Source organism: Streptosporangium sp. NPDC003464, from assembly GCF_053588315.1.
Window position 1 is genome coordinate 1 of record NZ_JBSFPS010000128.1, and the last position, 26,526, is coordinate 26,526.

General features: G+C 71.7%; 28 protein-coding genes. 12 read left to right on the forward strand and 16 right to left on the reverse strand.

Annotated elements, in window-relative coordinates; translation table 11 throughout:
* From ACWDS7_RS26360 to ACWDS7_RS26405, 10 genes are all read right to left on the reverse strand, one after another.
* Nucleotides 1-1,275: PhoH family protein (locus ACWDS7_RS26360; RefSeq protein WP_451931455.1), on the reverse strand; the 1,275-nt coding region annotated here is incomplete at its 3' end.
* 221 nt (nt 1,276-1,496) lie between these two features.
* Nucleotides 1,497-2,264, reverse strand: a complete 768-nt coding sequence (locus ACWDS7_RS26365) for an isoprenyl transferase (RefSeq protein ID WP_306863872.1) — start codon at nt 2,262-2,264, stop codon at nt 1,497-1,499.
* A gap of 79 nt (nt 2,265-2,343) precedes the next feature.
* Complete coding sequence (locus ACWDS7_RS26370; RefSeq protein WP_451931456.1) at nt 2,344-2,820, reverse strand: hypothetical protein; 477 nt, start codon at nt 2,818-2,820, stop codon at nt 2,344-2,346.
* 104 nt (nt 2,821-2,924) lie between these two features.
* On the reverse strand, nt 2,925-3,884 hold the full coding sequence (locus ACWDS7_RS26375; RefSeq protein WP_451931457.1) for a DUF7064 domain-containing protein: 960 nt from the start codon (nt 3,882-3,884) through the stop codon (nt 2,925-2,927).
* 77 nt (nt 3,885-3,961) lie between these two features.
* Complete coding sequence (locus tag ACWDS7_RS26380) at nt 3,962-5,035, reverse strand: TIGR04222 domain-containing membrane protein (protein WP_451931458.1); 1,074 nt, start codon at nt 5,033-5,035, stop codon at nt 3,962-3,964.
* A 26-nt stretch (nt 5,036-5,061) separates the two neighbouring features.
* The gene (locus ACWDS7_RS26385) at nt 5,062-5,550 is read right to left on the reverse strand and encodes a hypothetical protein (RefSeq protein WP_451931459.1); all 489 of its coding nucleotides are present in this window, start codon (nt 5,548-5,550) and stop codon (nt 5,062-5,064) included.
* A 22-nt stretch (nt 5,551-5,572) separates the two neighbouring features.
* Complete coding sequence (locus ACWDS7_RS26390; RefSeq protein WP_451931460.1) at nt 5,573-6,385, reverse strand: DUF692 domain-containing protein; 813 nt, start codon at nt 6,383-6,385, stop codon at nt 5,573-5,575.
* A gap of 35 nt (nt 6,386-6,420) precedes the next feature.
* Complete coding sequence (locus ACWDS7_RS26395; RefSeq protein WP_451931461.1) at nt 6,421-7,410, reverse strand: TIGR04222 domain-containing membrane protein; 990 nt, start codon at nt 7,408-7,410, stop codon at nt 6,421-6,423.
* An 85-nt stretch (nt 7,411-7,495) separates the two neighbouring features.
* On the reverse strand, nt 7,496-9,295 hold the full coding sequence (locus ACWDS7_RS26400) for a phosphoenolpyruvate carboxykinase (GTP) (RefSeq protein WP_451931462.1): 1,800 nt from the start codon (nt 9,293-9,295) through the stop codon (nt 7,496-7,498).
* Between the two features lie 290 nt (nt 9,296-9,585).
* A complete protein-coding gene (locus ACWDS7_RS26405) occupies nt 9,586-10,113 on the reverse strand; it encodes a hypothetical protein (RefSeq protein ID WP_451931463.1) in 528 nt (175 codons plus the stop codon).
* 133 nt (nt 10,114-10,246) lie between these two features.
* On the opposite strand from ACWDS7_RS26405, the gene ACWDS7_RS26410 reads away from it, so the two are divergent.
* Nucleotides 10,247-10,846, forward strand: a complete 600-nt coding sequence (locus ACWDS7_RS26410) for an acyl-CoA-like ligand-binding transcription factor (protein WP_451931464.1) — start codon at nt 10,247-10,249, stop codon at nt 10,844-10,846.
* A 22-nt stretch (nt 10,847-10,868) separates the two neighbouring features.
* On the opposite strand, the gene ACWDS7_RS26415 is transcribed toward ACWDS7_RS26410, so the two are convergent.
* The 3 genes from ACWDS7_RS26415 to ACWDS7_RS26425 all read right to left on the reverse strand — a co-directional run bounded on the left by ACWDS7_RS26415 (nt 10,869) and on the right by ACWDS7_RS26425 (nt 13,405).
* On the reverse strand, nt 10,869-12,146 hold the full coding sequence (locus ACWDS7_RS26415; protein WP_451931465.1) for a C40 family peptidase: 1,278 nt from the start codon (nt 12,144-12,146) through the stop codon (nt 10,869-10,871).
* Between the two features lie 224 nt (nt 12,147-12,370).
* Nucleotides 12,371-12,886, reverse strand: a complete 516-nt coding sequence (greA, locus tag ACWDS7_RS26420) for a transcription elongation factor GreA (RefSeq protein WP_370879689.1) — start codon at nt 12,884-12,886, stop codon at nt 12,371-12,373.
* 90 nt (nt 12,887-12,976) lie between these two features.
* Nucleotides 12,977-13,405, reverse strand: a complete 429-nt coding sequence (locus ACWDS7_RS26425; RefSeq protein WP_451931466.1) for a DUF4307 domain-containing protein — start codon at nt 13,403-13,405, stop codon at nt 12,977-12,979.
* Between the two features lie 229 nt (nt 13,406-13,634).
* Between ACWDS7_RS26425 and mca the strand changes: the two genes are divergently transcribed.
* Nucleotides 13,635-14,519, forward strand: a complete 885-nt coding sequence (gene mca, locus ACWDS7_RS26430) for a mycothiol conjugate amidase Mca (RefSeq protein WP_306863843.1) — start codon at nt 13,635-13,637, stop codon at nt 14,517-14,519.
* Between the two features lie 34 nt (nt 14,520-14,553).
* Nucleotides 14,554-14,730 carry a hypothetical protein gene (locus ACWDS7_RS26435; protein ID WP_451931467.1) on the forward strand — a complete coding sequence of 59 codons (177 nt, stop codon included), beginning with the start codon at nt 14,554-14,556 and terminating at the stop codon, nt 14,728-14,730.
* Between the two features lie 31 nt (nt 14,731-14,761).
* Here the strand turns inward: ACWDS7_RS26435 and ACWDS7_RS26440 are convergent, their stop codons facing one another.
* The 3 genes from ACWDS7_RS26440 to ACWDS7_RS26450 form a co-directional block, all read right to left on the reverse strand.
* Nucleotides 14,762-15,907: a hypothetical protein gene (locus ACWDS7_RS26440; protein ID WP_451931468.1), complete on the reverse strand. Its 1,146-nt coding sequence runs from the start codon at nt 15,905-15,907 to the stop codon at nt 14,762-14,764.
* 78 nt (nt 15,908-15,985) lie between these two features.
* Nucleotides 15,986-17,077 (reverse strand): M20 family metallopeptidase, encoded by a 1,092-nt coding sequence (locus tag ACWDS7_RS26445; RefSeq protein ID WP_306863838.1) that lies wholly within the window; start codon nt 17,075-17,077, stop codon nt 15,986-15,988.
* A gap of 225 nt (nt 17,078-17,302) precedes the next feature.
* The gene (locus ACWDS7_RS26450) at nt 17,303-18,364 is read right to left on the reverse strand and encodes a LacI family DNA-binding transcriptional regulator (protein WP_451931469.1); all 1,062 of its coding nucleotides are present in this window, start codon (nt 18,362-18,364) and stop codon (nt 17,303-17,305) included.
* A 231-nt stretch (nt 18,365-18,595) separates the two neighbouring features.
* On the opposite strand from ACWDS7_RS26450, the gene ACWDS7_RS26455 reads away from it, so the two are divergent.
* The 9 genes from ACWDS7_RS26455 to ACWDS7_RS26495 all read left to right on the forward strand — a co-directional run.
* Nucleotides 18,596-19,570 carry a substrate-binding domain-containing protein gene (locus tag ACWDS7_RS26455; RefSeq protein ID WP_451931470.1) on the forward strand — a complete coding sequence of 325 codons (975 nt, stop codon included), beginning with the start codon at nt 18,596-18,598 and terminating at the stop codon, nt 19,568-19,570.
* Nucleotides 19,571-19,592: 22 nt separating this feature from the next.
* A complete protein-coding gene (locus ACWDS7_RS26460; protein WP_306863833.1) occupies nt 19,593-20,363 on the forward strand; it encodes an ATP-binding cassette domain-containing protein in 771 nt (256 codons plus the stop codon).
* The gene (locus tag ACWDS7_RS26465; RefSeq protein ID WP_451931471.1) at nt 20,360-21,364 is read left to right on the forward strand and encodes an ABC transporter permease; all 1,005 of its coding nucleotides are present in this window, start codon (nt 20,360-20,362) and stop codon (nt 21,362-21,364) included. The genes ACWDS7_RS26460 and ACWDS7_RS26465 overlap by 4 nt, the downstream gene beginning before the upstream one ends.
* Nucleotides 21,361-22,455 (forward strand): phosphotriesterase family protein, encoded by a 1,095-nt coding sequence (locus ACWDS7_RS26470; RefSeq protein ID WP_451931472.1) that lies wholly within the window; start codon nt 21,361-21,363, stop codon nt 22,453-22,455. Before ACWDS7_RS26465 ends, ACWDS7_RS26470 begins: the two co-directional genes overlap by 4 nt.
* A 58-nt stretch (nt 22,456-22,513) precedes the next feature.
* Entirely contained in the window at nt 22,514-23,263 is a 750-nt protein-coding gene (locus tag ACWDS7_RS26475) for a glutamine amidotransferase (protein WP_306863827.1), read from the forward strand.
* A gap of 1 nt (nt 23,264) precedes the next feature.
* Entirely contained in the window at nt 23,265-24,203 is a 939-nt protein-coding gene (locus tag ACWDS7_RS26480) for a nucleoside hydrolase (protein WP_451931473.1), read from the forward strand.
* Nucleotides 24,204-24,536: 333 nt separating this feature from the next.
* On the forward strand, nt 24,537-24,830 hold the full coding sequence (locus ACWDS7_RS26485) for a hypothetical protein (RefSeq protein ID WP_451931474.1): 294 nt from the start codon (nt 24,537-24,539) through the stop codon (nt 24,828-24,830).
* Entirely contained in the window at nt 24,827-25,096 is a 270-nt protein-coding gene (locus ACWDS7_RS26490; protein WP_451931475.1) for a hypothetical protein, read from the forward strand. The genes ACWDS7_RS26485 and ACWDS7_RS26490 overlap by 4 nt, the downstream gene beginning before the upstream one ends.
* A gap of 19 nt (nt 25,097-25,115) precedes the next feature.
* Nucleotides 25,116-26,526: thioredoxin domain-containing protein (locus tag ACWDS7_RS26495; RefSeq protein ID WP_451931476.1), on the forward strand; the 1,411-nt coding region annotated here is incomplete at its 3' end.

The following is a 26,526-nucleotide window of genomic DNA, read 5'->3' on the forward strand; positions in this document are numbered from 1 at the left end:
CGTGACGTGCGCGAACAGCGGATGGCCCTTGAGCTTCTCCACCACCGCGACCACGCCGTCGTGCCTGCCCACCCGGAGGTTGTCACGCTGGGCGATGTCGTGGGTGAGCACGACCCTGGAGTTGGCGCCGATCCGGCTCAGCACCGTCAGCAGCACCCCGCGCTCCAGCGACTGGGCCTCGTCCACGATCACGAAGGCGTCGTGCAGGGACCGGCCGCGGATGTGGGTGAGCGGGAGCACCTCCAGCATGCCCCGGTCGATGACCTCCTCGATCACCTCGGGCGTGGTGACCGCGCCGAGGGTGTCGTAGACGGCCTGCGCCCACGGGCCCATCTTCTCGTTCTCGGAACCGGGCAGGTAGCCCAGCTCCTGGCCGCCCACGGCGTACAGCGGGCGGAAGACGATGACCTTGCGGTGCTGGCGGCGCTCCAGGACCGCCTCCAGGCCCGCGCAGAGGGCGAGCGCGGACTTGCCGGTGCCCGCCCTGCCTCCCATCGAGACGATGCCGACCTCGGGGTCCATCAGGAGGTCGAGGGCGATGCGCTGCTCGGCGGAGCGGCCGTGCAGGCCGAACACCTCCCGGTCGCCCCGCACCAGCCGCACCGACTTGTCCGGCAGGACCCTGCCCAGTGCCGAACCCCGGCTGGACAGCAGCCGCAGGCCGGTGTGGGTGGGCAGGTCTCGGGCCTCGGACAGGTCGGCGGTGCTGTGCTCGAAGAGTGTCTCGATGTCCTCCGTGGTCACCTGGAGCTCGGCCATGCCGGTCCAGCCGGACTCCACCACCAGCTCGGCGCGGTATTCCTCCGCGGCGAGACCGATGGAGGCCGCCTTGACCCGCATCGGCAGGTCCTTGGAGACCAGCACCACCTCACGCCCCTCCGCGGCGAGGGTCCGCGCCACGGTGAGGATGCGGGTGTCGTTGTCGCCGAGCCGGAAGCCGACGGGCAGGATCGACGGGTCGCTGTGGTTGAGCTCGACCCGGATGCTGCCCTCGCCGATCGGCATGGGCTCGTCCAACCGCCCGTGTGTCACCCGTAGGTCGTCGAGGTACCTCAGCGCCTTGCGCGCGAAGTATCCGAGTTCCGGATGGTGGCGTTTGCCCTCCAACTCGGTGATGACGACGATCGGGAGGACGACCTCATGCTCGGCGAAGCGGCTCATCGCCGCTGGATCCGCCAGCAGGACCGAGGTGTCCAGGACGTACGTACGCCGGCTGGTGACCGGCGACGTGGGTGAGGACGAAGGGTTTGCCACGCGTTCTCCCCCGGGCGCCATGGGGGGCGCCCTGCCATGAGCTGGGATGCGGACCGGACCCGGGCCCACGCTCGCGGCTTGCCGAGGAGGCGCCGGCGACCGGCCCTCCTTGGCAGTCGTGACGCAAAGGCGAGCCCTCTCCGGAGTAGGCGGGCTGTGCCCGCCTACTTGTTACGGTACGTCCTGAATACCCACCCGCCAAAGGGACAAGCCTGTCCGAAAGGGGGTGTTCATGTGGTGTTTCAGTAGCCGTACCGTCGATGCCGCGCGGCATACGAGCGGAGAGCCCGCAAGAAATCGACCCTGCGGAAGTCAGGCCAGTAGGCCTCGCAGAAGTAGAACTCGGAGTGGGCGCTCTGCCAGAGCAGGAAGCCGGAGAGCCGCTGCTCTCCCGAGGTCCGGATGACGAGATCCGGGTCGGGCTGGCCGCGCGTGTAGAGATGCTCCGCGATGTGCTCCACATCGAGGACCTCCACCAGGTCCTCGATGCTCGCGCCCTTGCTGGCGTGCTCCTGGAGAAGGGAGCGCACCGCATCAGCGATCTCACGCCTTCCTCCATACCCAACAGCAACGTTCACAATCAAACCCGGACGGTGTGATGTTGCTTCTTTTGCGTTTTTAAGGACATGCGCCGTGTGATCGGGCAGAAGATCGAGCGCGCCCATAGGGTTGATGTGCCATCCGTCGGCGACGAGCTCCTGGACCACGTCCTCGATGATCTTCACGAGGAGGTCCAGCTCGTCCTTCGACCGGTTGATGTTCTCGCTGGACAGCAGCCACACGGTGACGACCTCGACGCCGGCCTCTCGGCACCAGCCGAGGAGCTCGGAGATCTTGTCCGCGCCCTTGCGATGACCCCGGCTGACGTCGTCGATGCCCATCGAGCGCGCCCAGCGCCGGTTCCCGTCGACGATGACGCCGACATGCCGGGGGGCCATGTCCTTCTGGCGGAGCAGCTTCGCCTCCAGCCGCCGTTCGTACAGCCGGTAGACGAGATCGCGCACGCCCATGGAGTCCCTCCCCTCAACGCCCACCGTCGAAGGGCGCTGACAGGCAATTATCACCGCCCGCGAGACCTCTCCGCCCCGTCTATCGGGTTCCGGTTGAGTTGCCGGACTTCTGCGGCGCCAGGCACTCCTCCGCCTCCGTGACGAGTGCCTCCACGAAGGCGCCCAGCTCAGCCGAGGTGAGCACGGCCCGCATGCCCACCCCACCACCGCCCCAGGCCTCCACGAACGCCCTGCGGGTCAGCCGCCATTCACCGGCGCTCCCCCGCCTGGCCGGGACCCAGATCGGGATGGTGCGCAGCTGACATCGGAGTTCGCCCCCGCTCACGATCCCGTTCCTCGTCCGGTAACGAAAGGCGAACAGTTCTTCCTCCTCGGGGAAGCGGTCGTCGGGATCGGGCCACTGCGCCTCGAGCCCGGCCCGGGCCTCGGCGACGCCCTTGGCCAGCCGGACGAGGAGCCAGCCGCACCGCTCCCCCACCGTCCCGTAGAGCGTGCCGTCGCGGTGGAGTTCGAGGGTGACCTCGTACGGCAGGCCGACGCTGTCCCGGCACGCCACCGGCGTAACGGTCAGATACGACCCATCAAGACAACGCAGTCCCCCCACCTCACAGAGGTTATCCCCGGCACAGCCTGCCAAAACGTTCTCAATGGCGGCGATGCTCACCCTCGATGCCAGCTGTGCTCACGCCACCCGGGCGGCTGGTGCCACTCCGTCCAGCCGTGTCCCCGGCGGCCGTCCTCGGCCTCGAACCGGCACAGGGCGCGGGGGAAACGGGCGGGCTCGCCGTCCGGGGAGGTCATCCCCACGGGGGCGAAGGCGACCGGGGTGACGGTCATCGGGGCCCCCGGCACGGCCAGCCGCGAGAGGACGGGCAGGCCGTGCTCGCCGAACTCGGTCGCCGCGGTGAACCCCTCCCGGTGGCCGAGCACGCCCTCGGGCGAGACCGTGAAACACGGCCACGACAGCTCGGCGCCGAGGTTGGCCCGCATGCCGTGGAAGAACGTCCCGTCGTCGAGCCGCCCGGAGCTCCACAGCCAGGAGACCGTCCACCAGTCGCGCTCCCCCCAGCTGTGGTCGCGCTCGCCGTGTCCGGCGAAGGGGATCTCCTCGCCGCCCACCCTGATCACACCGGCGACCCTGCAGGGGATCTCGTAGCGCGGGACGAACCCGTAGGGGTAGACCCCGCCGACCGTCTCCCACTCCAGGTCGAACTTCAGCGAGGTCCTCGGGGCCCCGCCGGGGACGTCGTAGGCCCACGTCGGATCCTCCAGCACGGCGGCCGCCCCGGCCTCCAGGGTCAGCCTGGTGGAGCGCATGGGGGCCGTCGTCTCGTGGGTCGCCCGGTAGTCCCGGCCCCGCACCGTGAGGCCGGACGTGGGCAGCGGGGCACAGTCGTCGGCGAGCAGCACCAGCGGCCGGTCCCGGCCGACCAGGCACGCCCAGTACCAGGCGCGGTCCCAGTTGGGATACAGGCCCAGCCGGACGTAACCGGCCAGGGAGCCGTCCTCGGCCGCGAAGTCGAAGTAGAACGACTCGCTCCACAGCCGTTCGCCACCGGCCGGATGCGTCCCCTCGTCCGCCTCACTCAGCGGCCACGTCCCGTGATCGATGATCTTCACCACGGCCCACTCCCATGCAAGCGCTTGGCTACACGACCGGGCCAACCTAACCGACCGGCCCCCCGGCGGGACAGCCCTCAGCGATCATCTCCGCCCCGCCCTCGCGGGGCGTCCGGCCCCCCGTCGCCGCCCGGCGCCCGGCGCGGCGGCCCGGTCCGGTCCCCGCCCTCCCGGGGGCCGGGGCCACCGGCCTCCCGAGCCCCAGGGGCGCCGGGCTCCTGAGGGCCAGGGGCGCTGAGCGGGCCGCGGACGCCGGTCGGTGGCGGAGGGTCACCGGAGGCCGCGGGGGCGCCGGGCGGGATGCGCCCGCCCGACGCGGGAGGCGCCGGTGTGCCGCTCAGCGACAGCACGGCGGCCAGCTCCCGGTCACTCGCCCGGCCCAGGCCGTACAGGGCGATCCCGCAGAGGTCGAACTCCGCCCTGGAGACGTGGTCCCGGGGGCGCGGCGGCAGGGACGCCTCCTCGCGGTGGCGCAGGCGGTGGTGGACCAGCGCGGCCTGTCCCAGGCGGGTGGGCTCGACCCGCGCGGCACCGCACGCCTCGACCAGCCCCAGCCCCTCCATGTGCGCGATCAGCGCGGTGACCGCGGGCCCGCGGACGACCGCCGCCTTGACCTCCCACACCGGAAGACCCCCGGGCCGGTCACCGAGCAGGGCGAGGATCTCGGCCTCCACCGGATGCGAGGCTCCCGCCAGGCGCGAGGACCCCTCCAGATCCGAGGTGCCCTCCGGGCCCGAAATCCTCCCCGGGCTCGAGGTCTCCGCCGGAGGCGGGATCCCCGCCGGGCCCGAAACCCTCCTCGGGGCCGAGGTCCCCTCCGGAGGCGAGGCCGCCTCCAGGTCCGAAATCCTCCCCGGGCCCGAAATCCTCTCCGGGGGCGGGGGCCCCTCCGGGTCCGCGATCCCCTGCGGGGGCGGGGCCGCCCGGATCAGCCGCCCGTCGCGCCGGGCCGTGAGGGCCCCTCTGGCGGCCAGGGCGGCCAGGGCGGTGTTCGCCACCCGGAACCGGCCGCCCGCGAGCTGGGACAGCTCGTAGAGGTCCGGGGCCGGCCCCCTGTAGACCTTCGGGGAGTGCATGGCCAGTCTCAGCGCGATCAGGCCCGCCACCGTCACCAACGCCACCGTCACGACGACGATCAGAGTGGTCAGCATGACGACCTCCCCCCGAGAAGGTGTCCTCACCCAGTTGGACGAACGGTGCCCGAGAGAAGTTTCAGCATCCGCCGCAGGGGGCGGGACCAACGGCGGGTCCCGGCGGGCGGCTCCGGGCCCCGGCCGGGGTCCGGCAGCCGCCCCTGGGCGCTGAGCCGCTCCGCGAAGTCACGCGCGTCGGCGCGGGAGCCGCCCGACGGCTTGGGCCGGCCCCGTGCGTACGCCTCGAACTCCCGCGCGAAGTCGTCGCCGAGCAGCGCCACCAGGTCCGGCCGGAGCCGGGCCACCGTTCCGCGCCGTTTGGAGATCAGAGCGGCCGCCTGGACCCGCAGCCGTGCCTCGTCGAACCCCGCAGGCGCCTCGGCCCCGGCGACCAGAGCGGCCAGCAGCCCGGCCTGGGCACCGCTCAGCGCCTCCCGGGCACCGGCCGGGGCACTCCCGGCCCCGTCCGGGCCAGGCCGGGGATCCGCCGGCACGTCCCCCGCCCGGACGTCCCGTACGCGCCCTTCGGCCACCGGCGCCTCCCCGGGGCGGTCCTCAGACACGGGCCATCGCGCCGCGGACCCGGTCGAGCTCCGCGGCGAGCGCGGCGTCGCTGGGATAGTCGTCGTCCCATTCGAGCAGCACGCCGGGCGGGTCGGCGCGGGCGCAGAGCTCGGACAGGATGTCCAGCACCTCGCCGGGGACGTGCGCGGTGTGGGTGTCGTGCCAGAGGCCGTGGTGGGAGTGGCCGCCGGCGACGTGCACGTAGGCGAGCTCGGACAGCGGCAGGCCGTCCAGCGCGGCGGTGGCCGACAGCCCCAGGTTGACCTGGTTGGTGTAGAGGTTGGCCACGTCGACCAGGAGCCCGACCCCGGTCATCTCCACCAGCTCGCCGAGGAACTGCGCCTCGGTCATCTCGTCCTCCGGCCAGCCGAACAGGGCCGCCACGTTCTCCAGAGCCAGCGGGACGGGGAGCGCCGCCTGCGCCTGCCGTACGTTCTCGGCGATCACCGAGAGCGCGGCCCTGGTGCGCGGGACCGGGAGCAGGTGGCCGGCCTCCATGCCGCCCGCCCGCACGAAGGCCAGGTGCTCGCTGACCAGCGGCGCGTCCAGGGCCTGGGCGCAGGCCGCCAGGTGCTCCAGCCGGGCCGGGTCCGGCGGCTCGGCGCCGCCCACCCCCAGCCCGACGCCGTGCGGGATCACCGGCACCCCGCGGGCGCGGAGCACCCGCAGCGACTCCGGGAGCCGGTCGGGCCGCACGTTCTCCGCGATGACCTCGACGAAGTCCACGCCGGGCAGGCGCTCCACCGTCAGGTCGATCTCCGGGCGCCAGCCGATGCCGACGCCCAACGGCCCGGATCCGGACATCCTCACACCACCTCCCCGATCACCACGCGCCCCGGTCAGCCGCCGCCACAGCCGCCGCAGCCGCCGCCGCAGCCCGAACCACCGCCGCAGCTCGAACCGCCGCCCGAGTCGCCGCCGCCCGAGTCGCCTCCGCCCGAACCCCAGCCGCCGGAGCCGAAGTCGCCGCCCCCGCCGTAGGAGGCGTCGCCGGAGCTGGAGGAGCCGCCCCCGCAGGAGCCGCCGGCGCAGCCCACGGAGCCCTGGGCCTGGCCGCGCTTCAGCTCCTCCTCCAGGCCCGGGTCTCCCAGCTCGCCCAGGCCGTAGAGGGCGACCGGGACGCCGACCGCGAAGGCCAGGTCCGGGGTCGCGGGGCGGGCGCCCCGCACATGGACCTTGCGGGCCGAGCCGAGCACGTCGTGGCCCGCCTTGCTGAGGACGCCGCGCAGTGCCTGCTTCTGGCGCAGGTAGGAGACCAGACCGCTCATCCAGGCGATGGTGCCGATCACCACCGCGGCCACGCCGAAGAAGCCCCAGTCGGAGACGGACAGGACGGCGCCGACCTCGAAGACGGCGGCGAACACCGTGAGGAGCAGCAGCCGGTTCAGCAGCCGGCCCGCCCCGGCGAGGGAGCCGTCGGGCACCAGCAGTCCCATGCCCAGCAGGCGGTAGCGCAGGCCGCTCATGGCCTGGCCGTCGGCGACCGTACGGCGCAGCTCCCCCGCCGGGCAGGAGTTGCCCCGGGCGCGCAGGGCGTCGAGGATGGCCTGCTCGATCGGTTCGGGGGAGGGCAGGGCGCCGACCACGAGGCTGACCTGGCCGCCCCGTGACACCCGGACGGCCCCGCCCCTGGCCAGCAGGCCGAGGGCGGTGTTGACCACACGCAGCGGCCCACCGGACAGGTAGGCGAGCTCGTAGGGGCTGAACTGGCCTCCGTGGTGGTCGGCCGCGACCGAGCGGACCCGGCGGTGCTCATGGCGCACCGCCGCGGCCGTGGCGTTGACCACGACGGCCAGGGCGAAGGCGATGACGAACAGTACGAATTCCATGTCCGCCTCCCGGGGGGAAGGCGGGGCGTGTGCCCCGCTGTCATGTAGACGCACGGGGCCACACGGAAGTTGCAGCCGGGAGGTCTCAGTTCAGCCGCTCGACCAGCGCGTGGTATTCGTCCCAGAGCTCCTTGGGAAGGTGGTCGCCGAAGGTCTCGAAGAAGGCCGGGATCAGCGCCGCCTCCTCCTTCCAGACGTCCCTGTCCACGCTCAGCAGGGTCCGCAGGTCCTCGGCGGGGATGTCGAGGCCCTCGGTGTCGAGCTCGGCGGGGAGCAGGCCGATCGGCGTCTCGACCGCCTCCGCCTCGCCGTTGAGGCGGTCGACGATCCACTTGAGCACGCGGCTGTTCTCTCCGAAGCCGGGCCAGATGAACTTGCCGTCGTCGTTCTTGCGGAACCAGTTGACGTAGTAGATGCGCGGCAGCCGTACGTTCTCGCGCTGGCCGATCTTGATCCAGTGGGCGAAGTAGTCGCCCATGTTGTATCCGCAGAACGGCAGCATCGCGAACGGGTCACGGCGCAGCTCGCCGACCTTGCCCTCGGCCGCGGCGGTCTTCTCCGAGGCGATGTTGGCTCCGGTGAACACACCGTGCTGCCAGCTCAGCGACTCGGTCACCAGGGGGACGGCGCTGGCGCGGCGTCCGCCGAACAGGATCGCCGAGATCGGCACGCCCTGGGGGTCCTGCCACTCGGGGGCGATCGTCGGGCACTGCGCGGCGGGCACCGCGAACCGGGCGTTGGGGTGGGCGGCGGGCTCCCCGCTGCCGGGGGTCCAGGGACGGCCCTTCCAGTCGGTCAGGTGCGCCGGGGGCTCCTCGGTGAGCCCCTCCCACCACACGTCGCCGTCGTCGGTGAGGGCGACGTTGGTGAAGATGCTGTTGCCCCAGAGCGTCTTGATCGCGTTGGCGTTGGTGGCCTCGCCGGTGCCGGGCGCCACGCCGAAGAAGCCGGCTTCGGGGTTGATGGCGTACAGGCGGCCGTCGGCGCCGAAACGCATCCAGGCGATGTCGTCGCCGACCGTCTCGACCTTCCAGCCCGGGATGGTCGGCTGGAGCATGGCCAGGTTGGTCTTGCCGCACGCGCTGGGGAAGGCCGCCGCGACGTAGCGGGTCTCCCCGGACGGCGGGGTGAGCTTGAGGATGAGCATGTGCTCGGCCAGCCAGCCCTCGTCGCGGGCCATCGTGCTGGCGATGCGCAGCGCGTAGCACTTCTTGCCGAGCAGCGCGTTGCCGCCGTAGCCGGAGCCGTAGGACCAGATCTCCCGCGTCTCGGGGAAGTGGCTGATGTATTTGGTGGAGTTGCACGGCCATGGCACGTCGTGCTGGCCGGGCTCCAGGGGGGCGCCGACCGAGTGGACGGCCTTGACGTAGCCGCCGCGCTCCTCGATGAGCCGCAGCGCCGCCTCACCCATGCGCGTCATGATGCGCATGGAGACGACCACGTAGGGCGAGTCGGTGATCTCGACGCCGAGCTGGGAGATGTCACCGCCCAGCGGGCCCATGCAGAAGGGCACGACGTACATGGTGCGGCCGCGCATGCTGCCCTTGAAGATCTCGCCGAAGGTCCGGCGCATCTCGGCGGGGGCGATCCAGTTGTTGGTCGGCCCGGCGTCCTCCTCGCGCTCGGAGCAGATGTACGTCCGGTCCTCGACGCGGGCGACGTCACTCGGGTCCGAGGCGGCGTAGAAGCTGTTCTGCCGTTTGGCCAGGCGCTTGAAGGTGCCCTGTTCGACCAGCAGGTTCGTCAGGCGCGTCCACTCGGTCTCCGAGCCGTCGCACCATTCGATCCGGTCGGGCTGGGTCAGCTCGGCGATCTCCTTGACCCAGGCGGCCAGCTCGGGGTGGCTGGTCGGGCTGGGGGCGGTTACGTCTGCGATAACGGACACTGCTGCGGCTCCTTACGCTTCTCAGGGCCAAAACATCATTGACAGAGAAACCGCATTTAATCCAATTGGCGTAGACCAGTGAATGCGTGCGGTCCGGCGCCGCGTCACCCCTGTTCCACCCACCCCGCAGGGCATATGGGCTGGCAGAGGCAGCGACGTTCTGAGTGACGTACCCCGAAGAAGAGAAACTAAAGAAAGCCGTTCCGGCAGTGGTATAGGCCATTCCAAGAGGTCTAAACCAATCGCTGAACAGGTTCAGACCAATTTTCGACCGTTCTCCCTGACCAGCCTCAAGAGTTCACGTCCGGCCCCGAGGCACGCACCCGGTCGACGTGCTGGAGCGCGTCCCGCAGATCGGTCAGCCAGGTGTCGGTGTGCTTGCCCACCAGGCGTACGCACCAGGCCAGCGCGTCACTCCGGCTGCGGGCGACCCCGGCGGCCACGAGGGTGTCGAGCACCCGCCGCTCCGACTGCCGCAACCGGGTCATGACCGGCACCGACAGTGTGGTGAACATCACCGTCTCGTCGCCGACGGCGACCCCCCAGGAGACCTTCCGGCGGAAGCGGTGCTCGGCCTCCAGCGCGATCTCGATGCGGCGCTCCCTGGTCTCCTCGCGGAAGCGCTGCACGCCGCCCTCCACGGCGGCGGCCCGCTCCACCTCGGAGGCGTCGTCGCCGAGCGTGGGCGGCCGGAGCCGGCCGACCACCGCGATCTCCTCCCGGTCCAGCACGATCTCCGGCGGCCCCTCGAACCACCCCTCGGGCAGCCGGCCCGAGAACCATCCGCGGAGCTTCCCTACTGCTTCGTCATTTTCCATGTAATTGAGATTACATCGCTTCATCCGACAGAGCCAGCACCTCGTGCCGACTGGTCGCGCGCAGCGCCCGCGTCGGTGAACGCGGCGCCGGCGGCGGTGTTCAGGCAGGTGACCGAGAGGTCAGAATCGGCACATGAGTTCACCTCCGTGCCCCGAGGGACTGCGCGAACGCAAGAAGGCCAAGACCCGGCGGACGATCCAGGACCACGCTCTGCGGCTTTTCGCCGAGCAGGGGTACGAGGCCACGACGGTCGAGCAGATCGCGGACGCGGCGGAGATCTCGCCCAGCACCTTCTTCCGCTACTTCCCCGTGAAGGAGGACGTCGCCGTCCCGGACGACTACGGCCCCCTCCTGCTGGAGGCTCTGGCGGCGCAGCCGGCGGGCCTCGGACCGGTCCCCGCGCTGCGCGCCGCCGTGCGCGCGGTGTTCGGGCGGCTCTCCCCGGAGGAGGAGCTGCACATCCTCGCCCGCGTCAGGCTGCAGCTCAGCCATGCCGCGCTGCACTCCAGGACGGTGGACAGAACGATCACTATGATCGGCCTGCTCGCCGCGGGCGTCGCCCGCCGCCGGGGGCTCGGCGCCGTCGACCCGCTGAGCCGTACGGCCGCCGGGGCCGTGGTCGGCGCGCTGCTGCCGGCCGTGTCCGCCTGGGCCGAGGGCTCCGGCGCCGGCCGGCTGGCCGACGCCCTCGACGAGGCCCTCGCCCTCCTCGAATCGGGCCTGTGCCCCTGACCGCCGGCCGGCCCGCGGGACGTCAGCGGACGCGGGCGGCGACGTCCGGGCTGATCCGGACGGCGCCGGCGAAGTTGCGGGTGCTGACCGGGACGAGCTTGACCACGTCTCCGGTCCTGGGGGCGTGCAGCATCTTGCCGCCGCCCCAGTAGATCGCCACATGTGAGACGTAGCTGGGGTTGGTCGGGTCGTGCCGCCAGAACAGCAGGTCACCGGGCTGGGCCTGGGAGAGGGGGATCTGCGGGCCCGCGACGAACTGCTGGTGGGTCACCCGGGGCACCTTGATGCCCGCCTGGGCGTAGGCCCACTGGACCAGCCCGGAGCAGTCGAAGGTGTCCGGGCCCTCCGCGCCCCAGACGTAGGGGCGGCCGAGCTTGCTGATCGCCGCCGTGAGGGCGGTCTTGACCTGGGGGGCGGTCATGAAGGCGCCCGCCGACCAGGTCGCGCGCTTGGGGGTCGACAGCACCGGATTGATCGTGGCGACCTGGCTGCCCCGGGGGAGGATCCGCAGCAGGGCGCGGCGCAGCTTGGCCGAGTCGGCCTTCGGGGCGCTCACCACCAGCGCGTTGTTCTCCGGGATGCCCAGCGCGCGGGCGGTCTGCCGCGAGACCACGGCGTCGATGGCCCCCATGCCCATCGTCGCATAGGCGCCCACGCGCAGGGTCTGCCCGGCCGTGGCGACGGACTTGCCCAGCGGCATGCCGCCGTCGTTGCCCAGGACGAAGGAGACGGCGATCTCACCGGCGGAGACGTTGCGCCAGAGCCTGTCGGAACGCGCGGTCGGCTTGGGGGTGTAGGCGCGGAACGTCGAGGGGTTGACCCCCAGGGTCTGCACCCGCTTGCCGTCCATGCCCACCTCCGCCGCGTCGGCGCGCTCCACCGCCCGCACCCCGGCGACCTGCGCGACCCGCGCCACCACGGCCGAGCGCAGCGGCTTGGCCGCGACGACGAAGAGGTTGGGCCGGTGCATCGAGGTGAGCGGGGCCACCGGGAGCGGCGGGGCCTGCGTGGGTGGAGCCTGCGTGGGCGGGGTCTGCGTGGGCGGGGCCGTCGCCGTGCCAGCCTGGAGGCTCTGCCGGGCGACGGGCCTGCGCAGGGCGACCGTCTCCGGGGTCCGCTCCGGCAGCTGGGTGACCACCACCACCCCCGTGGCCAGCACGGCCACGAGGAAGAGCGCGATGACGGGGACGGCCTGCCTGGGCAGGCGGGCGCCGCGGCCGTAGCGGATGCGCGGGCGGTAGGCGAGATCCTGCCGGGCCTCATGGATCAGATCGGAGACCCGTGTCCGCCGATCCAACACGGCGTCCCCCTTCCACCCGTTCTGATCCAGCCCTAAGAGAGTGCCGTACGCCGCGCCATGATGCACGCGAACCCGCCAAAACACTCTGTTATCTACGACACGGTCACAAGCCGGACGGCATGCCTCAAGGCCCCGCCTTCAGGACATGTCTCGGAGCGCGCGCCTCCCTGGACATGGCGATCCGCCGGGACGGGGTCCCGGCGGATCAACTGGTCCGGGCGAGGTCAGCTACCGATGTAGGGAACAGCCTCAAGGATCTCGACGGTGTTGGAGCGGCCGTTGGGCATCGTGTAGGTGGCCTTCTCGCCGATCTTCTTGCCGTTGATCGCCGCGCCGAGCGGCGACTTCGGCGAGTAGACGTCGATCGGGGCACCGCTCTCCTCGCGGGAGGCCAGCAGGAAGGCGACTTCCTCGTCGTCGCCCTCGAAGCGGATGGTGACGGTCATGCCGGGGCCCACCACGCCCTCGGTGCGCGGCGCCTCACCCACCTTGGCGCTGTCGATGATCTGCCGGAGGTGGAAGATGCGGGCCTCCATCTTGCCCTGCTCGTCCTTGGCGGCGTGGTAGCCGCCGTTCTCCTTGAGGTCGCCCTCTTCGCGGGCGGCCTCGATCTTCTTGGCGATATCGACGCGCCCGGGCCCCGAGAGGTATTCGAACTCCGCCTTCAGGCGGTCGTACGCCTCCTGAGTGAGCCAGGTGACGCTCTCGTTGTGGGAGTCGGCCACGGGTTCTCCTTGCATCCTCTATGGGGGCTTCGTGCTTGGGTAGCTGTCGTTCGAATTTCGAAAGGCTAACAAGTTAACCGCTCGAACGCTTCCCCAAATATCTCACTATACGAGATAGCAGTAGTGGACTGCGCCGGAAGTCGCCTGGGCACTGGTCTCTAGCCGCTCAGTAAGGCGGACATATCCCTCACCAGCAGGAATAGTGACCTCACGGCTCCCGACTTCCACATGAGCCACATCCATGGCCTGCAGCCGGCAGAGGGCCGCGCGGTCGGATGGCTTGACCACTTCGAAGGTGATCTGAATAGAATCGCCGCGGCTGGCATCGAAAGCGATGACCTGGTCGATAACCTCGGTGTTGCCCTTGGACGCCCACATCACGTAGCCCCACCCGCCGGCGCACACCGCGCACAGGATCGCGATCACGACGTGCACGACGAAGCGGCCCCTGCGCTCCGGACGGTCGGGGAAGTCGCCCGGGGTGCCGAGCACCGGACCGTTCTGCCGGCCCTGCTCGGCCTCGCTGGTGGCCATGACGGAATCTCCCTGCACTACCTCGGCGTTATCCGAGACAATTGTCCCTCGCGGGGGCCTCGCCCTCGCGACCGCCATAAGAGAAACTAACCTCTCCCCGGAGTGCCCAGGCCCAGCCGGGGAGTGGCGCGGCATCGGAGCGAGCACAATGGACGCGTACGGCGGAGCCTGCCGTCCTCAGGGCGAGCGAGGATCTGAGCGCGACCTATCAAGAGGAGACATCGAGCCCGTGAGTGCACCGCTGAGGCTGATGGCCGTTCACGCGCACCCTGACGACGAGTCGAGCAAGGGCGCCGCCACGATGGCGCGCTACGTCGCGGAAGGTGTGGAGGTGCTGGTCTGCACCCTCACCGGAGGAGAGCGCGGTTCGATCCTGAACCCCAAGATGGACCGTCCCGAGATCCTTGAGAACATCGGCGAGGTCCGGCGCCTGGAGATGGAGCGCGCGCGAGAGATCCTCGGCGTGCAGCAGCGCTTCATGGGGTTCGTCGACTCGGGCCTGCCGGAGGACGAGAGCGAGCCGCTGCCCGAGGGCTGCTTCGCCCTGCAGCCGATCGAGACCGCCTCGGCGCCGCTGGTGGCGGCCGTGCGCGAGTTCAGGCCGCACGTCATCCTCACCTACGACGACGACGGCGGCTACCCGCACCCCGACCACATCATGACCAACCGCGTCTCGGTGGAGGCCTTCGAGGCCGCGGGCGACCCCGACCGCTACCCCGACGCCGGGGAGCCCTGGCAGCCGCTCAAGCTCTACTACCACATGGGCTTCACCAAGGACCGGTTCGAGGCGCTGCACGAGGCCATGACCTCCCGGGGCATCGGCTCCCCCTACGCCGACTGGATCGCCCGCTGGGAGGACCGCCCGCAGAAGTGGCCGGTGACCACCCGCATCCCCTGCGGCGACTACTTCGAGGTCCGCGACGAGGCGCTGCTCGCCCACGCCACCCAGGTCGACCCCGACGGCTTCTGGTTCGTCTGCCCGCGCGACCTGCAGCGTGAGATCTGGCCGACCGAGGACTACCACCTGGCCCGATCCCTCGTCGACACCGAGCTTCCCGAGGACGACCTGTTCACCGGCATACATGCCGAAGAGGTGTCCCCCGCCTGCCACTGACACGACCATGGGGTGGCGGTGGCAGACTTGAGGTGTGATTGCATTCGACACCGTCGCCAAGGGTGACGTCAGCCCGGGCCTCCTGGGATTCCTCGTCGTCGCGGCGCTGGGGTTTGCGCTGTTCCTGCTCGTCAAGTCGATGAGGCGGCAGATCTCCAGGATCGAGGTCCCGTCCGAGTCCGAGCTGAAGAAGCACAACCCCGCCACCTAGCCGGGCCGCGCTCCGGCCCGGCCCTCCGGGGTCAGTCGGCCGACCATGCCCGCTCCAGGGCCTTCGGCAGGCCCCAGCGGCCCAGCGGGGTGAGCACCTCGCGTCTGTCCACGATCCCCAGGCACGCCCACAGCGGCGTGACCGAGCTGAACAGCGTCTCCGCCGCCTCCAGGTCGTCCGGTTCATCCATCTGGACGTCGATGTCGTCGGACTCGGCGATGAGCCGGGCGATCCGCTCGGGCGAGGCCAGCACCCCCGGGCCGCGTCTGGCCAGGGCCGCCACCACGGCCAGCCAGTCCGCGTGGTGGATCGCGCAGAGCGCGGCCAGCACGGAGTCCTCGTGGCTCAGCTCGCCCTCCAGGTCGGAGAACCTCTCCGGCGTGTCGTCGTCTTCGGGCAGGTCCGAGATCGGCCCGGCGATGCCCGCCGTGACGGTCAGCCAGAGCTCCTCGTCGTCGGCGGGCAGCGGCTCCCCGTCGTATCCGGCGCAGGCCCGCAGCACGTTGCCCGGATAGCCCGGGTCAGCCAGCACCTCGCGCAGCCGTACGCACGCGGCCCGCAGGTCCCCGGCCGGCCGCTCGGGGTCGGGCAGCTCGGCCAGGATGCGCCGCAGCTCGCTGAGCGCGAATGCCTCCTCCTCGTCCCAGGCCGCGAACAGCTCCTCGTCCTGCTCGTCGCTGACCGCGATCCCGGGCACCCGCCCGTCGGGCAGCGGGCTGTTGAGCCAGCGCTCCTGCAGGTCCTCGTAGACCTCCCGGGCCGCCGCGTCCTCCTGGGCGAGCGCGTCCGGGTCGACCTCACCGGCGGCGACCCGCTCCTCCAGGTGGGCGACCAGCCTGCCGAACATCTCCTCGGCGACCGGCCCCCGCTCGTCCTCCTCGGGCCAGACGAAGAAGCTCCGGGTGAGCAGGAGCGGCTCGGTCCCGGTGGACTCCAGCCACCGCTGCACGTCGCCCACGGTCGCGCTGCCGGACTCGATCGCCCGCAGCGTCGCCTTGGCGGACTCCCAGAAGGGCAGGGACAGCGGGTTCCCCGCCGCCATCAGCGCCCGGCGCAGGTCGGGGAGGGCCACCAGCGCCACCCCCGACGGCACCGCGAGCAGGGCGAGGGCCACATCACGGCGGGTCAGCTCGGCGGCCGGCCGCCCGGCGTGCACACAGACGAAGTCGAGATCCACGCCCAGTGAGCCTACGCCCGAAGCCCCATGAACACACCTCCCGCCCCGGCGACACGTCCGCCGCCGGGACGTCCGCCGTCAGGGGGCGATCCGGGCGAGGGCGGCGGTGTAGATCTCGACGGCCTCGTCGATCCTGGAGATCTCGCAGAACTCGTCGGTGACGTGCGCCTGCTCGGGCTCGCCGGGGCCGCAGATCACGGTGGGGACGCCGCCGCAGGCGGGACCGAGCACGGAGGCGTCGGTGAAGTAGCTGGCGGCCGGGCGGTCGCCCGGGGGGAGGGCTCCCGCGGCGAGCAGCGCGCCCACGAAGGGGTCCTCCGGGTCCGTCCACACCGCGGGCAGGTCGATCAGCACCTCCAGCGACGTCTCCGCGCCGAGCTCGGCCCGCAGCCGCTCGCGCAGCAGCGCGTGGTCCTGTCCGGTGATCGTGCGCAGGTCGACGGTCGCCTCGGCCAGGTCGGGGACGGAGTTGACGTTGATCCCGCCGTGCGCCGTCCCCACGTTCACGGTGGAGGCGCCGAGCATGGCGTGGGCGGGGACGCCGGGGTCGAACCCCTCGACCCTGCCGATGGCGCGGGCCAGTTTGTAGATCGCGTTGTCGCCGAGGTGCGGCATCGAGCCGTGCGCGGTACGGCCCCGCACGGCCATCCTCAGCCACAGGGCGCCCTTGTGCCCGAGCAGCACGCGGTTGGCGGTCGGCTCAGCGACCAGCAGTGCCCGGGACCGCCCGACCAGGCCACGGGCGATCATGTCGATCGCGCCCTCGCAGCCGGTCTCCTCGCCCACGGTGAGGACGAGTTCCAGCGCCACCCGGGGGCCGTGACCGGCCGCGTGCCGCTCCGCGGCGACCACCATCGCGGCCACCCCGGCCTTCATGTCGCTCGACCCGCGCCCGTAGAGCCGGCCGCCGTCCACCTCCGCCGCGTGCGGCCCGTGCGCCCATTCCTGGCCGCCCAGCGGGACCGTGTCGAGGTGGCCGGTGAGGGTGACCGGCAGCCCCGATCCCCACCGGGCGACCAGCCCGGTACGGCCGGCGGCGTGTTCGTGCGCCCGGACCTCGAACCCGGCGGCCTCCAGCCGGCGGGCGAGCGGTCCGGCGGCCGCGGCCTCACCGCCCCCCACCGTGTCGATTCCGATCAGCTCGCGGGTCAGCGCGAGTGCGTCGCTCATGCCGCTCCCCCTCCGGTCACGTCGAACCCTCCGATCACGTCGAACCCTCCGGTCACGCTGGACTCCAAGTCATGTCGGCCCCGGCCGTGGCGGACCCCGGCCGCGTCGGGCCCCCGGCCGTGCCGGACCCCGGCCGCGTCGGGCCCCCGGCCGTGCCGGACCCCGCTCTCCCCGGCCAGACCGGATCCCCGGCCACGTCGGCCCCGATCACGCCGAACCTCCCGATCACGTCGGACCTCCCGCCGGCGTGGATCCCGCGCCGGCCGCCCCGCGGTCGCGGGAGACCCCCTCGACGGGCCTGCTGGTCTCGCGGACGACGAGCCGCGGGGCGATGGCGATGCGCTGGGCGGGACGCGGGTCGTCCATCCGCACCTGGCCCAGCAGCCGCAGGGCCTCGGCCGCGATCGCCTCGACCGGCTGGCGCACGGTGGTGAGCGGCGGGTCGCACATCGCGGCGTAGCCGACGTCGTCGAAGCCGACCACCGACACCTCCGTGGGCACCCGCACGCCGCCGAGCCGCAGCGCCCGCAGCAGGCCGATCGCGATCTCGTCGTTGCCGCAGATCACCGCGTCGGGCAGGGAGTCCTCGGCGAGGAGCAGCCGGCCGGCCTCGACGCCCCAGCCGAGGGTGAAGTCGCCCAGCAGCGGGGGGCGGACGGACACCCCCGCGCGCGCGGCGGCGCGCTCGAAGCCGTCCAGCCGCAGGCGGGCGGAGGAGTTCACCAGGCGGCTGCCCACGAAGACGACGGAGCGGGCCCCGCCGGCGACCACGTGGTCGACGGCCAGCGTCAGGGCCTGCGCGTCGTCCACCCCCACCCAGTCCGCCCCGCCGTCCTCGATGTAGCGGTCGACCTGCACGAGGGGGACCTGCCGGGCGGCGTTCAGCACCGCCGGCACGCTGCCCTCCATGTCGCACGGGCTGATGATCAGACCGTCCACCCGCCGCGCCATGAGGGTCTCCAGCCGGCTGGCCTCCACCTCCGGGGTGTACTGCGAGGCGCACAGCAGCAGGTCCACGCCGGTCCGCTGGAGCTGGTGCTCCACCGCCTCGACGATCATGGTGAAGAACGGGTTGCCGATGCCGGGGACGACCATGCCGATCGTCCCGGTGGTCCGGTCCCGCAGCGCCTTGGCGACGGCGTTCGGCCGGTAGCCGAGCTCGGCCACGGCCCGCGCCACCCGCTCGGCCACGTCGGCCCCGACCTTGCGGCGGCCCGAAAGGGCGCGGGAGGCGGAGGCCACGGAGACTCCCGCGGCCCTGGCCACATCGTGGATCGTCACACCCATTGCTGAAATCGATTTCCTTCACTGAGCGCGCCTGGGACGGCTCACCGCTGAGCGCGGGGCCGTCGGCAGCCTATCGCGGCCCGGCGCCACCCGGCGGTTGAGCAGGAAAATTGACCTTTTCGGACATACATAACCTTGACGTCACTTTGCCCCCGTGGCTAGCATCCCGGCAATGGGTAATCGATTACCCAATGCACCCCCCACAGCGGTCCCCGCGAAAGGCTGAACCCGATGGCACGATCCAATCGACTCACCCGCCTGACAGCCACCACCGCGCTGCTGGCCACCGGCCTGCTGGCCGCGGCCTGCGGCGGCACGGACGGCTCCGGCGCCGCATCGGGCGGTGACCGCCCCCGCGTCGGCCTGGTGCAGATCAACCAGCAGGCGATCTTCTTCAACGAGATGAACGCCGGCGCCCAGCAGGCGGCCAAGGAGGCGGGCGTCGATCTGACGATCTTCAACGCCAACGACGACGCCGCCAAGCAGAACGAGGCCGTCGACAACTTCGTCCAGCAGCAGTTCGACGCCGTCGTCGTCGTGGCCATCGACGTGGAGGGCATCAAGCCCGCCGTGAAGATCGCCAAGGACGCCGGCCTGAAGGTCGTGGCGGTCGACGCGATCGTGGACTCCCCCGCGGTCGACACCCAGGTCGGCGTGGACAACGCCGCCGCGGCCAAGGACGCCGGCGCGTTCGTCAACGACTGGGCCAAGGCGCAGAACCTGGCGGCGCCGAAGATCGGTGTGGTGGGCGCGCTCAACTCCTTCATCCAGAACATCCGCAAGGACGACTTCAACGCCACCGTCCAGGCGGGCGGCGCCCAGATCGTGCAGACCGTGGACGGGCAGAACAAGCAGGAGGCCGCCATGACGGCCGCCGAGAACCTGCTCACCTCGCGCTCGGACATGAACGCCATCTACGCCACCGGCGAGCCCGCGCTGCTCGGCACCGTGGCGGCGGTGAAGTCGCAGAACGCCGCCGACCGGGTGAAGGTCTTCGGCTGGGACCTCACCAAGGAGGCGATCAGCGGCATCGACGCGGGCTTCGTCGCCGGAGTCGTGCAGCAGGATCCCCGGACCGAGGGCTACGAGGCGGTCAAGGAGGCCAAGTCCCTGGTCGACGGCGGACAGGCCAAGAAGAAGATCGACGTGCCCGTCACGATCGTGACCAAGGACAACGTCGACAAGTACCGCACCACCTTCAAGTAGGCCGGCGGGAGACCCAATAGAGATGAGCAGTCAGCAGACGGAGGTCGCCGACCGCGTGGTCATGCGCGACATCCGCAAACGCTACGGAATGGTCGACGCCCTGCGCGGGGCGACCCTCCGGGTCGGTGTCGGCGAGGTCGTGGGACTGGTCGGCGACAACGCCGCCGGCAAGTCCACCATGATGAAAGTGCTGGCGGGCGCGGTCGTGCCGGACTCCGGCGAGATCGTCATCGACGGCCGCCCGGTGTCCTTCACCAATCCCCGCGACGCCCGCGAGCTGGGCATCGAGATGGTCTACCAGGACCTCGCCCTGTGCGACGACATCGACGTGGCGGGCAACCTGTTCCTCGGCCGCGAGCCGCGCCGGAGCGGTGGTCTGCTGCTCGACACGCGGAAGATGCACGAGGAGGCCCGGCTCCACCTCGACGCGCTCAACATCCGGATCCCGCTCACCGACATCCCGGTGGGCGGTCTGTCCGGCGGGCAGCGCCAGGCCGTGGCCATCGCCCGCGCCGTCACCTTCGCCCCCAAACTCCTCATCCTCGACGAGCCCACCGCGGCCCTCGCCGTGACCGAGGTCGAAACGGTCCTCGAACTCATCAAGACGATCTCCGCCCAGGGGGTCGCGGTCATCCTCATCACCCACCGCCTGCAGGACCTCTTCCGGGTGTGCGACCGGCTCTGCGTGATGTACGAGGGGACGCTCCGCGCCGACCTCGACGCCCGCGAGACCAGCCTGGAGCAGCTCGTCTCGGAGATCGTCGCCCACGAGCTGCCCGAGGGGGCACGATGACCACCACCATCAGCGACCGGGTGGTGACCACCCGGTCGGCCCGCGCCAACGCGCACATCGGCAGGCACGCCCAGACCATCGCGATCGCGGTCGTGCTGGTCGTACTGCTGATCTTCTTCTCCTTCTCCGCCGACCGCTTCGCCACGGCCGGGAACATGCTCAACCTGATCCGGCAGATCGCCCCGACGCTGATCGTCGCGACGGCGATGACGTTCGTGATCTGTACCTCCGGTATCGACCTGTCGGTCGGCTCGACCGTGGCGCTGTCGGGATCACTGCTGGCGATCGTGCTCCAGCAGGGCTGGGACCCGACCCTCGCCCTCATCGCGATCCTCGCCCTCGGCGCCGCGATCGGGTTCGTGAACGGGTGGTTCTCCGCCTACCAGGGCATCCCGCCGTTCATCGTCACGCTCGCCATGCTCTCGATCATGCGCGGTACGGCGCTGCGGGCCACCGAGGGCTACTCCACCCCGATCGACGGCGACCTGTGGATCGTCCAGCTCGGCCAGGGACGTGTCGCCGGGGTCCCGGTGCCGGCGATCCTCGCCGTGGTCATCGCGCTGGTCGCCTGGCTGACCCTGACCCGCACCCCGTTCGGCCGGTACGTGATCGGCCTCGGTTCCAACGGGGAGTCGCTCCGCCGGGCCGGTGTGAACACCCGCCGGGTGGGCCTGACCGTCTACGTCCTCACCGGCCTGGCCGCCGCGCTCGCCGGCGTACTGATCGCCACCCGGCTCAGCTCGGGCTCCTCCAACGCGGGCACCGGGTTCGAGCTGGAGGTCATCACCGCCGTCGTCCTCGGCGGGACCAGCCTGTTCGGCGGCCGGGGCAGCATGCTCGGGACCATCCTGGGCGCCCTGGTCCTCGGCGTCATCGCCAACGGCCTGGTGCTGCTGCACGTCTCGCCGTTCTACGTCCAGATCGTCCAGGGCGGCATCCTGCTGCTGGCCATCTTCTCCAACAGCAAGGTCTGGGCGAGGTTCGGCGCGGTGCGGAAATGACCGGCCGGCCCGGGACCGGCGGACCGGTGAGCGCGATGACGGTGCTCGGCCCGGTGCCCGTCGCCGAGCTCGGCGTCACGCTCTGCCACGAGCACCTGCGCAACGACGGCGCCAGCGCCTGGCACCCGGCCCCGGCCGGGGACGCCGAGGGGGAGCTGATCGCCGGCTCCCGGCTGCGGATGGACTTCCTCGGCCGGCTGCGGCACGACCCCTACCTCTCCCGCGACAACGTCTCGCTCGACGACACCGAGGTCGCGATCGAGGAGGTGGCCCGGTTCACCGCCCGCGGCGGCCGGACCCTGCTGGAGGTGACCCCCGACGGCATCGGCCGCGCCCCCGGCGAGCTGGCCCGGATCGCCCGCGCCGGCGGCCTGAACATCGTGATGGGCTGCGGCTTCTACCTGGAGCGCACCCATCCGGCCCGGGTGCGCGAGATGAGCGCCGACGACGTCGCCGCCGAGATCGAGCGGGACCTGACCGAGGGCGTGGACGGGGTGCGCGCGGGGGTGATCGGCGAGATCGGGATCTCGGCGGACTTCACCCCGGCCGAGGAGAAGGTGCTCCGCGGCGCCGCCCGCGCGCAGTCCCGCACCGGCGTGCCGCTCTCGGTGCACCTGCCCGGCTGGGTACGGCACGGCCACCGGGTGCTCGACGTCGTCGCCGAGGAGGGCGGGCTGCTGCCGGCCACGGTGCTGTCGCACATGAACCCCAGCCTGCACGACCGCGACTACCAGGTGTCGCTCGCCGTCCGCGGCGCCTACCTGGAGTACGACATGTGCGGCATGGAGTATCTGTTCCCCGGAGAGGGCCAGTCGCCGTGCGACGAGGAGAACGCCGCGGCCATCGCCTGGCTGGTCCGCGCCGGGTTCGGCGACCGGCTGCTGCTCTCCCAGGACGTCTTCCTCAAGACCATGCTGGTCCGGTACGGCGGGGCCGGCTACGCGCACATCCTCACCGACTTCGTCCCGCGGCTGCACCGCCACGGGCTGACCCCGCAGGACACCCACCGGATGCTCGTCGCCAACCCGCGAGAGCTCTTCACCGCCGCGCACGGGCATCCGCGGTCCGCCGCCCTGCCCCACGACGGCTGAACACCCACAGAACGCCCTGCCGTACGACGGCCGGACACCCACAGAAGGAGACATCCGTATGACCCGCGTGCTGGTCGCCGGCGAGTCGTGGATCAGCGAGTCCACCCACTACAAGGGCTTCGACTCGTTCACCACGACCACCTACCACACCGGCATCGAGCCGCTGCGCGACGCTCTGGTGTCCGACGGCATGGAAGTCGACCACCTACCGGCGCACGACGTGCCGGGGCTGTTCCCCGCGACACTCGACGAGCTGTCGGCCTACGACGTGGTCGTGCTCTCCGACATCGGCGCCAACAGCATCCTGCTCCACCCCGACACGTGGCTGCACAGCAGGAAGTCGGTCAACCGGCTCGACCTGCTGGCGCGCTGGGTGGAGCAGGGCGGCGGCCTGGCGATGGCGGGCGGCTACCTGAGCTTCCAGGGCTTCGAGGCCAAGGCCGCCTTCCGCGGCACGGCCGTGGAACGGGTGCTCCCCGCCCGGATGTCCCCCTACGACGACCGGGTGGAGACCCCCCAGGGCGTCCCCGGGGCCGTCACCGACCCCGGCCACGTCATCGTCGCCGGGCTGCCCGCCACCTGGCCCGACCTGCTCGGCTACAACCGCTTCGAAGTCCCTCAGGACGCCGCGCTGCTGGCCACGGTGGGCGGGGACCCGCTGCTCGCCGTACGCGAGGCGGAGGCCGGGCGCACCCTCGCGTGGGCCTCGGACATCGCCCCGCACTGGTGCCCCGAGGAGTTCGTGAGCTGGGACGGCTACCGCACGCTCTTCACCCGTGCGGTGCGCTGGCTGGCGAAGGAGATCTGACATGGCGATCCCGGTGATCCTCGACTGCGACCCGGGGCACGACGACGCCCTCGCCATCCTGCTGGCGGTCGCCCACCCGGCGATCGACCTGCGCGCGGTCGCCACCGTGGCGGGCAACCAGACCGTGCAGAAGACCGCGCTGAACGCGCGGCGGATGCTCGGCCTCGCCGGGGCCGCCGGCGTACCGGTGGCGGCGGGCTGTGACCGGCCGCTCGTCGCGCCGCTGGAGATCGGCGACTACGTGCACGGTGAGAGCGGCCTGGACGGCCCGGCCTTCGGCGAGCCCGACGTGCCGCTCGACCCGCGACACGGCGTCGAGCTGATCCACGACACGCTCGCCGCCGCGGAGGAACCGGTCACGATCGTGGCGATCGGACCGCTGACCAACATCGCCACGCTGCTGCGCCGCCATCCGGGCGACCGCGAGCGGATCCGCGAGATCGTGATCATGGGGGGCTCCACCGAGCGGGGCAACCACACCCCGTACGCCGAGTTCAACGTTTACGCCGACCCGGAGGCCGCCGCCGAGGTGCTCGGCAGCGGCGTCCCGACCACCTGGGTCGGGCTCAACGTCAGCCACCAGGCCCTGGTCACCTCCGACGTGCTGGAGCGCATCGGCGCGCTGGGGACCCCGCTGGCGCGGATCTGCGTGGAACTGCTCACCTTCTTCGGCTCCAGCTACCACAGGGCCTGGGGGTTCCCCGCGCCGCCGCTGCACGACCCGATCACCGTCGCCTACCTGATCGACCCGGCGGTCCTCACCCGGGTCCGGGTGGGCCTGCGGATCGAGCTGGACGGCGCCCACACCCGGGGCGCCACCGTGGCCGACCTGCACGGCCGGATGGACTGGGAGCCGAACGCCGAGGTGGGCACCGTCCTGGACAAGGACCGGTTCTGGGACCTCATGATCGGCGCCATCGACGTCCTCGGCCGCGGGTGACCCCCGGGCCGCCCGCCTGACCGCCGGCCCCGCTCACGGCCCCGCCCCCGCGGATCACCGGTGAGCGGGGCCGTACGGCTTGAAAGCCTCCCCGTACGCCACCGGCCCACCCTTCCGCCCGGGGGCACGCGGACAGTCCGCCCGGGGGCACGCGGACAGCTCCGTCTCCTGGTCCGAGTGGGATGCGGAGGCGTTGCCGAGGCCAGACGGCGGGACGTGTCGTTGCTGATCAGCGCTGATCGGCGTGGGCCACTCGGCGTGCCACCGGTGCCATGGGATTCCTGCGAGTAGTGGGGAGCTCGTCGTAGGCTGAAGGGCGTGAAAGGTGGTGTCATGAGCGTTCAGCCCCTGCACGATGGCACGGCGGACCATCCGAGGGTCCCGAGGACGATCGGCGGCATCTCCAGTGCGCTACGAGGAAGCCGCCGTGCTCAGTTCTTCGCCGAGCTTCTGGAGGCTCAGCAGGGCCCTGAGCTGGACGGTGTGCTGAACGCCTGGTGGGGACGGGCGATGCTCGACACCGATCCCGACCGTGACCGCGTCCGGGCGGCCGCAGAGGCCGGAACCCTGCCGACCGTCAGCATGGATGAGATTCTTCGTCGACGGCAGGAGCACCGCGCCCGGTGACTGAAGACGACGACCTATGGCCTGTCACGCCGTCGGAGATCGTGGCTGACACACTCGGCGACCCATCGGTCTCAGCGGAAGTGTTCTCGGCGGTGGCCGCCCTCACCGTCGCCATCTGCGAAGATCCATGGCTGGCCGGAAGCGATCAAGTCGGTGCCGATCCGGACTGGCGGGAGATTCTTGTCCCCAAGGGGCACGGCATCGCGGAGTACCGCGTCGACAGGAAGAACCAGCAAGTAATCCTCACCCGCATAGTCCTGTTCTGATGTATGAGAATCTGGCCCTATGAACAGGCTTGGTGGCGAGACTTCTCCCTACCTCCTCCAGCACACCAGCAACCCGGTTGACTGGTGGCCATGGGGTGCGGAGGCGTTCGCCGAGGCCAGGCGGCGGGACGTGCCGTTGCTGATCAGCGTGGGCTACTCGGCGTGCCACTGGTGCCACGTGATGGCGCACGAGTCGTTCGAGGACGAGGACACCGCCGCGCTGATGAACGAGAACTTCGTCAACGTGAAGGTCGACCGCGAGGAGCGGCCGGACGTGGACGCGGTCTACATGACGGCCACCCAGGCCATGACCGGCCAGGGCGGCTGGCCGATGACGGTCTTCGCCACCCCCGAGGGGCACCCCTTCTACACCGGCACCTACTTCCCCAGGTCGCACTTCCAGCGGCTGCTGGCCGGGGTGTCGAACGCCTGGAACGGCGAGCGTGAGGCGGTGCTGGAGCAGGGTTCGAAGATCGTGGAGGCGCTGCGGGAGCAGTCGTCGCTGCCCTCGGGCCCGCTGCCCACACAGGACACGCTGGCCCGCGCCGTGCGCGCCCTGGGCGACTCCTTCGACCCGGTGCGCGGCGGGTTCGGCGCGGCGCCCAAGTTCCCGCCGTCGATGGCGCTGGAGTTCCTGCTGCGCTACGCCGCCGCCCGGCCCCGCACCGGGGACGGGCCGGAGCGGCCGGCCCCGGAGGCGGGCACGGAGCCCGGGGCCGACACGGCGACGGCGATGGCCGGGCGGACGCTGGAGGCCATGGCCAGGGGCGGCATCTACGACCAGCTCGGCGGCGGCTTCGCCCGCTACAGCGTGGACGCCGGATGGGTGGTGCCGCACTTCGAGAAGATGCTCTACGACAACGCGCTGCTGCTGCGGGTCTACGCGCACTGGTGGCGCCTGACCGGCTCGGCGCTGGGCCGGCGGGTGGCCGTGGAGACGGCCGACTGGCTCCTGGCCGAGATGCGCACCCCCGAGGGCGGCTTCGCCTCGGCCCTGGACGCCGACAGCGAGGGCGTGGAGGGCAAGTTCTACGCCTGGACCCCCGAGGAGATCCACGAGGTCCTGGGCGAGGAGGACGGCGCCTGGGCGGTCGCCCTGTACGAGGTGACCGGCACCTTCGAGCACGGCACCTCGGTGCTCCAGCTCCTGTCGGACCCCGACGACGCCGAGCGGGCCGCCCGGGTCCGCGCCGCGCTGCTGTCCGCGCGGGCCCGCCGGGTACGGCCCGGCAGGGACGACAAGGTGGTGGCCGCCTGGAACGGCCTGGCCATCGCCGCGCTCGCCGAGGCCGGGGCCCTGTTCGACCGGCCCGACCTGGTGGCGGCGGCGCGGGCGGCGGCGGTGCTGCTCGATGAGCTGCACATGGACGGCGACCGGCTGCTGCGCACCTCGCGCGACGGCCGGGCGGGCGCCAACGCCGGGGTCCTGG

Coding starts and splice junctions, on each gene's coding strand:
- ACWDS7_RS26365 (WP_306863872.1), bottom strand. CDS start 2,264: ATGGGCGTGCGCGATCTCGTCTACCGGCTGTACGAACGGCGGCTGGAG.
- ACWDS7_RS26380 (WP_451931458.1), bottom strand. CDS start 5,035: ATGCTGACCACTCTGATCGTCGTCGTGACGGTGGCGTTGGTGACGGTG.
- ACWDS7_RS26390 (WP_451931460.1), bottom strand. CDS start 6,385: ATGTCCGGATCCGGGCCGTTGGGCGTCGGCATCGGCTGGCGCCCGGAG.
- ACWDS7_RS26395 (WP_451931461.1), bottom strand. CDS start 7,410: ATGGAATTCGTACTGTTCGTCATCGCCTTCGCCCTGGCCGTCGTGGTC.
- ACWDS7_RS26405 (WP_451931463.1), bottom strand. CDS start 10,113: ATGGAAAATGACGAAGCAGTAGGGAAGCTCCGCGGATGGTTCTCGGGC.
- ACWDS7_RS26410 (WP_451931464.1), top strand. CDS start 10,247: ATGAGTTCACCTCCGTGCCCCGAGGGACTGCGCGAACGCAAGAAGGCC.
- greA (WP_370879689.1), bottom strand. CDS start 12,886: ATGCAAGGAGAACCCGTGGCCGACTCCCACAACGAGAGCGTCACCTGG.
- ACWDS7_RS26425 (WP_451931466.1), bottom strand. CDS start 13,405: ATGGCCACCAGCGAGGCCGAGCAGGGCCGGCAGAACGGTCCGGTGCTC.
- ACWDS7_RS26445 (WP_306863838.1), bottom strand. CDS start 17,077: ATGAGCGACGCACTCGCGCTGACCCGCGAGCTGATCGGAATCGACACG.
- ACWDS7_RS26450 (WP_451931469.1), bottom strand. CDS start 18,364: ATGGGTGTGACGATCCACGATGTGGCCAGGGCCGCGGGAGTCTCCGTG.
- ACWDS7_RS26455 (WP_451931470.1), top strand. CDS start 18,596: ATGGCACGATCCAATCGACTCACCCGCCTGACAGCCACCACCGCGCTG.
- ACWDS7_RS26460 (WP_306863833.1), top strand. CDS start 19,593: ATGAGCAGTCAGCAGACGGAGGTCGCCGACCGCGTGGTCATGCGCGAC.
- ACWDS7_RS26465 (WP_451931471.1), top strand. CDS start 20,360: ATGACCACCACCATCAGCGACCGGGTGGTGACCACCCGGTCGGCCCGC.
- ACWDS7_RS26470 (WP_451931472.1), top strand. CDS start 21,361: ATGACCGGCCGGCCCGGGACCGGCGGACCGGTGAGCGCGATGACGGTG.
- ACWDS7_RS26475 (WP_306863827.1), top strand. CDS start 22,514: ATGACCCGCGTGCTGGTCGCCGGCGAGTCGTGGATCAGCGAGTCCACC.
- ACWDS7_RS26480 (WP_451931473.1), top strand. CDS start 23,265: ATGGCGATCCCGGTGATCCTCGACTGCGACCCGGGGCACGACGACGCC.
- ACWDS7_RS26485 (WP_451931474.1), top strand. CDS start 24,537: ATGAGCGTTCAGCCCCTGCACGATGGCACGGCGGACCATCCGAGGGTC.